Origin of the sequence: Bacteroides sp. (genome assembly GCF_052357945.1) — a bacterium.
Classification (GTDB): domain Bacteria; phylum Bacteroidota; class Bacteroidia; order Bacteroidales; family Bacteroidaceae; genus Bacteroides.
In genome coordinates this window covers 1-9,497 of the sequence record NZ_DAWCXD010000171.1, presented here as the reverse complement: position 1 = coordinate 9,497, position 9,497 = coordinate 1, and the positions used below count along the sequence as shown (strand labels likewise).

General features: G+C 38.5%; 6 protein-coding genes and 1 pseudogene. 6 read left to right on the top strand and 1 reads right to left on the bottom strand.

What is annotated here, in order from left to right; all coding sequences use genetic code 11:
- Positions 1-679 precede the first annotated feature (679 nt).
- The 5 genes from ACT8YW_RS20125 (at position 680) to ACT8YW_RS20105 (ending at position 8,384) form a co-directional block, all read left to right on the top strand.
- Complete coding sequence (locus tag ACT8YW_RS20125; RefSeq protein ID WP_444106936.1) at positions 680-3,760, top strand: SusC/RagA family TonB-linked outer membrane protein; 3,081 nt, start codon at positions 680-682, stop codon at positions 3,758-3,760.
- A 7-nt stretch (positions 3,761-3,767) separates the two neighbouring features.
- Complete coding sequence (locus ACT8YW_RS20120) at positions 3,768-5,381, top strand: SusD/RagB family nutrient-binding outer membrane lipoprotein (RefSeq protein WP_444106935.1); 1,614 nt, start codon at positions 3,768-3,770, stop codon at positions 5,379-5,381.
- A gap of 23 nt (positions 5,382-5,404) precedes the next feature.
- A complete protein-coding gene (locus ACT8YW_RS20115; protein WP_444106934.1) occupies positions 5,405-6,547 on the top strand; it encodes a glycoside hydrolase family 18 in 1,143 nt (380 codons plus the stop codon).
- Positions 6,548-6,580: 33 nt separating this feature from the next.
- Positions 6,581-7,723 carry a DUF1735 and LamG domain-containing protein gene (locus ACT8YW_RS20110; RefSeq protein ID WP_444106933.1) on the top strand — a complete coding sequence of 381 codons (1,143 nt, stop codon included), beginning with the start codon at positions 6,581-6,583 and terminating at the stop codon, positions 7,721-7,723.
- Positions 7,724-7,850: 127 nt separating this feature from the next.
- Positions 7,851-8,384 (top strand): RNA polymerase sigma-70 factor, encoded by a 534-nt coding sequence (locus ACT8YW_RS20105; protein ID WP_444106932.1) that lies wholly within the window; start codon positions 7,851-7,853, stop codon positions 8,382-8,384.
- 74 nt (positions 8,385-8,458) lie between these two features.
- Here the strand turns inward: ACT8YW_RS20105 and ACT8YW_RS20100 are convergent, their stop codons facing one another.
- Positions 8,459-8,683: a glycosyl hydrolase 2 galactose-binding domain-containing protein gene (locus ACT8YW_RS20100; protein ID WP_444106937.1), complete on the bottom strand. Its 225-nt coding sequence runs from the start codon at positions 8,681-8,683 to the stop codon at positions 8,459-8,461.
- 338 nt (positions 8,684-9,021) lie between these two features.
- Here ACT8YW_RS20100 and ACT8YW_RS20095 point away from each other — a divergent pair.
- A pseudogene (locus ACT8YW_RS20095) lies at positions 9,022-9,303 on the top strand (sialidase); the annotation flags it as partial.
- Positions 9,304-9,497: the final 194 nt, after the last annotated feature.

Sequence of the window (9,497 nt, the reverse complement as noted above, 5' to 3'; positions counted from 1 at the left end):
CTTTATCAATGACGGGCAACTTACTATCTTTTGATTTTATGTCGAACTCACGTTAGCCTATGTAGAAGCTGTTTAAAATGTTTTTAGCAGATCAAATGTTTATGGTATGCAAAAGTTGGATATTATTGGAAATTTTATGGAATTATGCAAAATATGAAAGTGATGTAACATTTTAATAGTATGTATAGATAATGATATATATATAAGGTGACTGAAATATTGGAATAATAGTAGTAATAGGGTAATCGCAAATTGAAAGGTGAATTACTGAATATCTTTATTTATAAGGAAGGCACAGTGTCTAAATTGGCGTTAATCAAGATGTAAATTGATGTATAAGTTTCTATTCGTAAGCTAGTTTTGCTTATTTATGAATCATTTAATATTAATGTATATGAATAATAATATATATTGTACGTATAATTCATTAAATTGTATAAGATATGCATCAAATAAAAATTTAACAATTATTTTATTGCAAAATTGCATATAATATGTATATTTGCATCGTAAACCTTAAAAAGAACCTAAATATGGAAATACACACATCTAATAAAACAAAGCTTAACACTTTGAAAATCTGCAAATTCTTGCTTTAAGTACAATATAAGAACTACACGTGTAAACAATTCTATTTGCTCTTTGTCAAGAAAGTACTTTAATTTAAATTTTTAATCAAATGAAAACAAATCTGAATCGCAAGGGCTTCTGCCTGCTTTTTAGCTTGTTATTGCTGGCAGGTGGTAGGAGCTTGTATGCATCCGACTTTCATACCGTCAGTCAAGTGCAAGACAATGTAATCAGTGCTTCCGGTACGGTAAAGGATGCCAAAGGGGAGCCTCTGATTGGTGTAAGTGTTTTAGTGAAAGGTACCACTAACGGTACGGTAACTGACCTGGACGGAAAGTTCTCCTTAAAAGTTTCTGCCGGTGATGTTCTTGAGTTCTCTTATATTGGTTATGCCACACAATCGGTGACAGTAGCCAATGCAAATCCTTTGAATATTACTTTAAGTGAAGATACCCAGGCTTTGGACGAAGTTGTAGTTACTGCTTTAGGTATTAAACGTGCGGAAAAGGCGTTGAGTTATAATGTGCAACAAGTTAAATCAGAAGAGTTAGTACGTACAAAAGATGCTAATTTTGTAAACTCGCTTAACGGTAAAATAGCAGGGGTGACTATTAATAAAAGCGCGAGTGGTGCCGGAGGTTCTGCACGTGTTGTTATGCGTGGTGCCAAATCAATTGAAGGCGATAACAGTGCATTGTATGTAGTGGATGGTATCCCCCTATTCAACACCACTTTGGGCAGTGGAAGTGATGTTTTGGGAGAAGGCAGGGCTACTACTGAAGGTATTGCAGACTTTAATCCAGAGGATATAGAGAGTATTTCTGTATTAAGTGGTCCTTCAGCTGCTGCCCTTTATGGTAGTAGTGCAGCAAACGGAGTTATTTTGATTACTACTAAAAAAGGTAAGGAAGGAAAGCTTTCAATATCGTTTTCTTCTTCTACCGAATTCAGCAAGGCGTATATGACTCCGGAGTTCCAGACCAATTACAGAAACAAGGATGGCATATATGAAAGTTGGGGGGACAGAATGACTACTCCAAGTACATATGATCCTAAAAATGATTTTTTTAATACTGGAACAAACTTTATTAATTCATTGACATTAACCACCGGTACTAAGCAAAACCAGACTTTTGCTTCTATATCTTCTACTAATTCAAGAGGAATTGTCCCAAACAATGAATATGACCGCTTGAATTTTACAATTCGCAATACATCTACATTTTTGGAAGATAAATTGCAGTTGGATTTAGGAGCATCTTATGTCAAACAGACGGACCAAAATATGGTTTCGCAAGGACAATACTGGAATCCTGTTATGGCAGCCTATTTGTTCCCGCGTGGGGAAAGTTGGGATGCTATCAGAATTTTTGAACGTGAAAATTCGGCACGTAACATTTCAGAGCAATATTGGCCTATAAGTGAAGGTACTTATGCTTCTCAGAATCCATATTGGACAGCCTACCGTAATGTTGCTCCCAGCGAAAAAAACCGTTATATGTTCAATGTAGGTCTGACTTATAAAATTTTCGATTGGTTGAATGTTGCTGCCCGTTATCGTATGGATGATTCATACATTGATTTTGAGCGGAAAATATATGCCTCTTCTTATGATGTATTCACTGAAGGTTCCAAAAAAGGCCTTTATGAATACAACCATTATAAAGACCGCCAGGAATATGCGGATTTCATGGTGAATATCAACAAACAAATCAAAGATTTCAGCCTTTCTGCCAATTTAGGTTACAGTTATTCCAATTACTGGGCAGAATTGAGCGGTTATAGAGGTCCGTTGGCATTAATCCCCAATAAATTTACAGCAGGAAACATCAATGCCAGCAAAGCGCGTGTCATTGAAGGTGAAGGTGACAGCCGTGTCCGCAATAATGCGCTTTTCGCCAACTTAGAACTTGGCTACAAGAGTATGTTGTATTTGACTTTGACCGGACGTAATGACTGGAATTCACGTTTGGTGAATACAGACGAAGAATCGTTCTTCTATCCTTCAGTCGGTCTTTCTGCCATTGTTACCGAAATGTTTGATTTACCCGATTTCATTTCATATTTGAAAGTTCGCGGTTCTTATACAGAGGTAGGTTCACCGGTCTCCAGATCAGGTCTGACTCCGGGTACTGTAACCGTGCCCATTGAAGGAGGAGCGCTTAAAGAAGATATGATTTATCCTTTTACAGATTTCAAGGCAGAACGTACCCGTTCTTACGAATTTGGTTTAAGTCTTCGTTTATGGAATAAGTTGAGTGCGGAAGTTACTTATTATAAGTCTAACACTTACAATCAGACTTTCTTGGGTGATCTGCCCGAGTCTACCGGTTACAAACAGATTTATCTGCAAGCAGGTAATGTTCAGAACCGCGGTTGGGAAGCCTCTTTGGGGTATAATGACAAATTCGGTGATTTCAGTCTTTCTTCCAGTCTGACTTTCTCGCGTAATATTAATGAAATCAAAGAAATGGTCGAAAACTTCCATACAGACATTACTTCAGAGCCAATCAACATACCGGAAGTAAGAAAAGATAATGGACGTACTTTATTGAAAGTAGGTGGCAGTATACACGACATTTATGCAGATCGATTCTTTAAGAAAGACAGTCAGGGATTTGTTGAAATCAAGGAAGACGGTTCTTATGGAATGGAAAATACGGACCCTGTTTATTTAGGTCAGGTTGCACCCAAATTCAATATGGGATGGAACAACTCATTTTCTTACAAAGGTTTCGGATTGAGCTTCCTGATCAACGGACGTTTCGGAGGTGTAGTAACTTCTTCTACAGAGGCTATTCTTGACCGCTTCGGTGTTTCTAAAGCTTCCGGTGAAGCTCGTGATTTAGGCGGTGCTTTATTGCCCGGACAAGGACGTGTAGATGCAGAGAAGTATTACAAAATGATTGGAACCGGAGATTATCATACTTCAGGTTATTATGTGTACAGTGCAACCAATATTCGTCTGCAGGAACTGACGTTGAGCTATACATTCCCCAACTCATGGTTTAAGAATGTGTTGAAAGATGTAACAGTTTCATTCACTGCAAACAATCCGTGGATGCTTTATTGCGAAGCTCCTTTCGATCCGGAGTTGACTCCGTCTATAGGAACTTATGGTCAAGGTAACGATTACTTTATGCAACCAAGTGTCAGAAGTTTCGGCTTTGGTATTAAATTAAAATTATAATGCAACAATGAAAAAGATAAATCAATATAAGCTTTTGGTAGCTTTTTGCATATTGCCTTGTTGGGCATCTTGCGATTATGAGGAGGTTAACACCAATCCCTATGAAGTGACTGATGAGGAGGCGAACCGGGATGGTGTGGCTGTAGGTGGTTCTATTATGAGCCTTGCCAGACAAGTTTTTCCGGTGGGTACCCCTGCAAATAAAACAGATATCATTAACGAATATCAGACATCATTTAATGTTTCTGCAGATGTCTGGAGCGGATATTTTAGCCAGAACAACAATTGGTATAGCGGAAGTAACCATCTGACCTACTATTTACAGGATGATTGGACATCGTCTACCTATACCAGTACTTATACCAAGGCATATGCTTCCTGGAAAAAAATAAAAGAAAATGCAGAAGAAACGGGAAATATGGCAAATTATGCTTTAGCACAGATTTTGAAAATATCCTGCTGGCACAAGGCGCTTGAGACATTCGGTCCGATCCCTTATACACATGCAGGCGAAGGCTTGCTTGTTGTGCCGTATGACGCTGAACAGGAAGTGTATACCGCCATGTTCAATGATTTGAAAAGCGCTATAACTGAGTTGACTTCACTGGCAAATTCAGGTGCCAAAGTGATGGAAGATTTTGACCTGGTGTACGCAGGAGATCCGGTTAAGTGGGTAAAGTATGCCAATTCACTGATGTTGCGTCTGGCTATGCGTTTGAAATATTGTGCTCCCGATATGGCCAAACAATGGGCGCATGAAGCCTTGAATCATAGCGTAGGAGTGATGACTGCGAAAGATGATGAGGCTAAGATCAGTCCGAATGCCAATTATGCGTTTGACAATAACATTGCTTATTTGGCAAGCAACTATCAGGAGTGCCGTATGGGTACAAGTATGTATGCTTATCTGCAAGGCTATAAAGATCCGCGCATGAGCAAATATTTTACAAGTATCAAACAGGAGAATTCACTGTCGGGATTTGATGGCAATTGGTATGCCCCTGTGCCTCCCGGACATACTATGGGTAAGGGAGAATACACCGATTGCTCTCAGCCTAATATGACGGGAAGCACACCGACTTATTGGATGCGTGCATCGGAAATGTATTTCTTACGCGCTGAAGCCGCTTTGGAATGGCCGGAGTTTGGTGATGCCGAAGCACTGTATAAACAAGGCATTCAGATGTCGTTTGACGAAAACGGAGTCTCTACAAGTGTAGATTCTTATATAACAGGAGCAGGCGCACCTGTATTTGTACGGGTTCAATCTCCTAAGAATAGTTATTGGGCTTCAGAACCTACTACAGCCACTCCAGCTTTTGAAGGAAGCCAGGAAGAAAAACTGGAAAAGATCATGATTCAAAAATGGATTGCCCTTTATCCCAACGGGCAGGAAGCATGGACTGAGTGGAGAAGGACAGGATATCCTAAGTTGCATCAAGTGCAGGAGAACAGAGGGTCTGCAAGTGGTATAACCAAAGAGGGAGGTATTCGCCGTATGGTTTATCCGATAAGTTTCTCCCAATCTGCAGAGGATAGAGCCAACTATGAAGATGCTATAAGTAAATTGAAAGATAAAACAGATAAGGCAACTTCAAGATTGTGGTGGGATTGCAAATAAACAATTTATTAAAATGTTGTATTATGAAAGTACTGAAAAAACTATTATATGCGATTCCCGTAGCGGGAATAATATTTGCATCTTGTACGGATGTAGAGAAAATGGAAATTGAACATATTGGCGGTTTCAATACAATGGACAATGAAGAGAGTGAAGCTTATTATGCCGAACTCCGGGCGTATAAGGAAACAGCCAGAAACTATGGCCGTCCTGTGGCTTTCGGATGGTTTTCCAACTGGGCACCATCCGGTGTGATAAGGAAGGGGTATCTGACTTCTGTTCCCGACAGTATGGATATCATATCCATGTGGAGTGGTGCTCCGGGAAGATATGAAATTACGGAAGCACAGAAAAAGGATAAAGAGTTTGTTCAGAAAGTAAAAGGCATTAAATTGCTGGAAGTAAGTCTGCTTTCTCATTTGGGTAAAGGAAGGACTCCCGACTGGGTCTATGAGGAAGTGGAGAAGCAGGCCGAAGAAGAAGGGTGGAATGAGAGTAAACTGAACGAAGAAAGAAAAAAAGCACGTTGGAAGTTTTGGGGGTATACCTCCGGAAATCCTGAAGGTGCCGACATGAAAGAGGCATTGGCCAAATACGCTAAAGCGCTTTGCGATTCTTTGTTTGTAAGTGAATGGGACGGTTTTGATATTGACTGGGAACCGACCGGCGGATTTAATGATGCAGATAATACATTGACGTATAGAGGTTATAATGGGTATTCTAACATGGAGTTTCTAATAAAAGAAATGGGTAATTACATCGGTCCGAAAAGCGACCCGGAGGGAAAGGGACATAAATTATTGGTTATTGATGGATATATCAATCATTTTGGTCCTGAGCTTGATGAATATATAGATTATTGGATTACACAGTCATATGGAAATTCCAGCCCAAATTATAGGCCACAGAGTGGTAATTTGAAAAAGTTGATTATTACAGAAAACTTTGAGTCTAGCGCAACAAGTGGTGGGCAGTTGTTGAACCAAGCCCGGTGGATGCCTGAAAACGGCACCACTTACAAAGGTGGGGTAGGAGCCTATCGTTTTGACAATGATTATGGTAATACTCCGGATTATAAGTGGATGCGCCAGGCAATACAAATTAATCAACAGGTATTCAATGAATGGAAAGCCGCTCAGAACGGGGAAAATACAGAAGGAGAATAACCACTGAAGTAAAAAATTAGATTAAAGATTATCATGAATAAGATTCGATTAAAATACATAGCAGGTTTTGCCATTGGAGCATTGCTTTTCGGTTGCAATGACAGTGAAAGTGACTTGCTGGAAACCAAAGTATACTTTGAAGAAAACAGTGTTACTATTAAAGCCTCGGGTGATGATGTCATTACCCATGATTTGCAGGCGAGACTTTCTTTCAAAAGTTCCTCGCCGACAGAGGTAACTTATGAAATAGGAGGAGCAAGTGCGGTAGAAGCTTTCAATGCCGCACATGGTACAACTTATGAACTGCTCGACCCTTCTCAGGCAAGTCTGGAAGTTACATCGGCCACTATTGAAGCCGGAAAGATATACGCTCCGCAGACCACTGTAAAACTCAGTGGTATGGCAGATATTGCTGAAGGAAAAACTTATCTGTTGCCTGTATGTGTGCGGTCATCTTCTTTGCCTGTCATCGAAGGTTCGGATTTCACTTATCTCGTCATCAGCAAACCGGTAGAAATACGGACTGTAGGTCAGTTCTCCAGCAATTATATCAAGATACCGGTAAGTCCGCTTACTCCGTTCACATCGGTTACTTATGAAGCTTTGATCTATTTAAATCGTTTTAATTCTAATAACACGATTATGGGAACGGAAGGTATTCTGATCCTCCGTATAGGTGACGAAGCTTTGCCAGGCGGACACAATGACTGGATGCAGATTGCCGGAAATAAGCAATTCCATTCTGAACAGGAATTTAAAACCGGTCAATGGTATCATGTTGCATTTACTTATGATCAACCTTCGGGAAAGGCTATACTCTATATTAATGGAGAAAAAGCCTCTGAAAGCAGTTGGGATACTCCAAGTTTCGATTTGTCAAACGGCGGATGTTTTGTCGGAAAAGTAAAAGACTTTATGTGGGGAGAACGTCCTTTCAATGGATATATGAGTGAAGTCAGATTATGGAGTGTGGCTCGTACGGAAAATCAGATTAAACAAAATATGCTTTCTGTAGATCCCGCATCAGACGGTTTGTTCGCTTATTACAAACTGAATGGAAGAGATTTGACCCAAGAAGATGGTGTTCCTTACATTAAAGATGCTTCCGGCAATGGAAAGAATGGAGAAACTAATGTCCGTTTCAAAGAATTGGATGAACCGGTTGCTATTAATTGACATCGTAATTCTCTTTGAATATTTTAAGTAATAACACTGTACATTGAGTGTAACTAAGAAAATACGGGATTCAAAAGGAGAGTTCCGTATTTTTTTGATATTTTTATTTCTTAAATTTTGTATTGTAATGATAGCTGACAATGAAGAAGTGGAGACTGTTGATCATTTTTCCAGGTTATTCAAAAACAATTATTCCAAAGTAAAATATTTTGCTTATGTCTTGCTGAAATCCGAACCTGATGCAGAGGATGTCGCCCAGGAGGTTTTTGCCAGACTTTGGGAAAGACAGAATATTTGGTTGGACAATGAAAGGGAGTTTGACTCATATCTTTTGATTATGACAAGGAATATCGCATTGAACATATACAAGCATGAGCAGGTCAGACAGGAATACATGGAATATCATATGGTGAAATCAGTTTCCTCACAGATAGACTATGATTTTTTCGAAAGATTTCATTATCGGGAGATGCTTGGGATTATCTATTCTGCATTGGCTGCAATTCCCGATCGCAGAAGAAGAATATTTGAACTCAGTCGTTTTCATGGAAAAAGCCATAAGGAGATAGCTGTCATAATGGGAATCTCTGTTCATACCGTAGAGAGACAAATATATTTAACGCTAACCGAATTAAGAAAGACTATAACGGCATTTACTTGATTGGAAACAACTATAATATAATACGTATATGATTGCATTGAATCTGAACTGCAATCAACGATCTATAACATACTTCAGTTAAGGCAATTCGGCATACATGTTAAAGTCTTAAAAACTAATTGGGCGTCATCTTGTTTTAGTTGTTTGGAAGTAACTGTAAAAAACAGTCCTGCATTCTCCAACTCCATTTTCCACTGAATCTTTTGTTTATTGATACCATAACAAGGGGCGGAAAGTTGTTTATGGTTGATAAGATCCTGATGAATTGTACTCTTGAAACCTAATGCTGGTAACCACAACTCCGTTTCTGTCTGAAAAATTTCCAACCTATATTTTTGTGCATGTTATTTGAGCATTTTTTTCGATTAAATTAATTATCATAGTGGAGGACATCAGGTATTAACGGTTTTAAAGATATTACTTTTTAACAATCTCTCGCCATCTCTTCTGTTTGTCGCAATACTTAGTTTTCTTATTTTTCAATCATATATTTTTCCTGTTGCAGTATAAATTCCTTGTATTATACAATAAATTTTTGTAACTTTAGTTTCTGAGAGTATAGTGGTAATCGCTTAAATGTTATAATTGCCTACTATAAATTTAATATTTTTATTGCTATGTTTCTATTTACCAATAGAACATGTTAAATAAAGATCTCTTGCTGTTTTCAAATCCAAATACGACTAAAGGACGTAACCATATAACAATAAAAGCAAGTCTGGATAAAGGTCTTACCTGGTTGCCCGAACATGAAATCATGCTCAACGAAGCATAAGGTTGGGGATATAGTTGTCTGACAATGATTGATGAAGAAACAATCGGGATTCTATATGAGAGTAGTGTGGCACACATGACTTTTCAGGCGGTGAAATTAACGGATCTGTTAGGAGTAAAACTATCTGATATAATAAAAGATTGAAGCTATAGATGTGTCGTAGTGTGCAGAACGATATGCTTTGTTGATTTGTAATTTATTTTTTTAATATAAAATTTTATTCCACCTTTTTACCATTCCTTCATCGGGAATATAAGGAACTTACTCCTTTGAAATAGTAAAAAATAAAGGAAGGTAGCTTTTACACTATCTTCCTTTTCTTACTTATCCCCACTTCA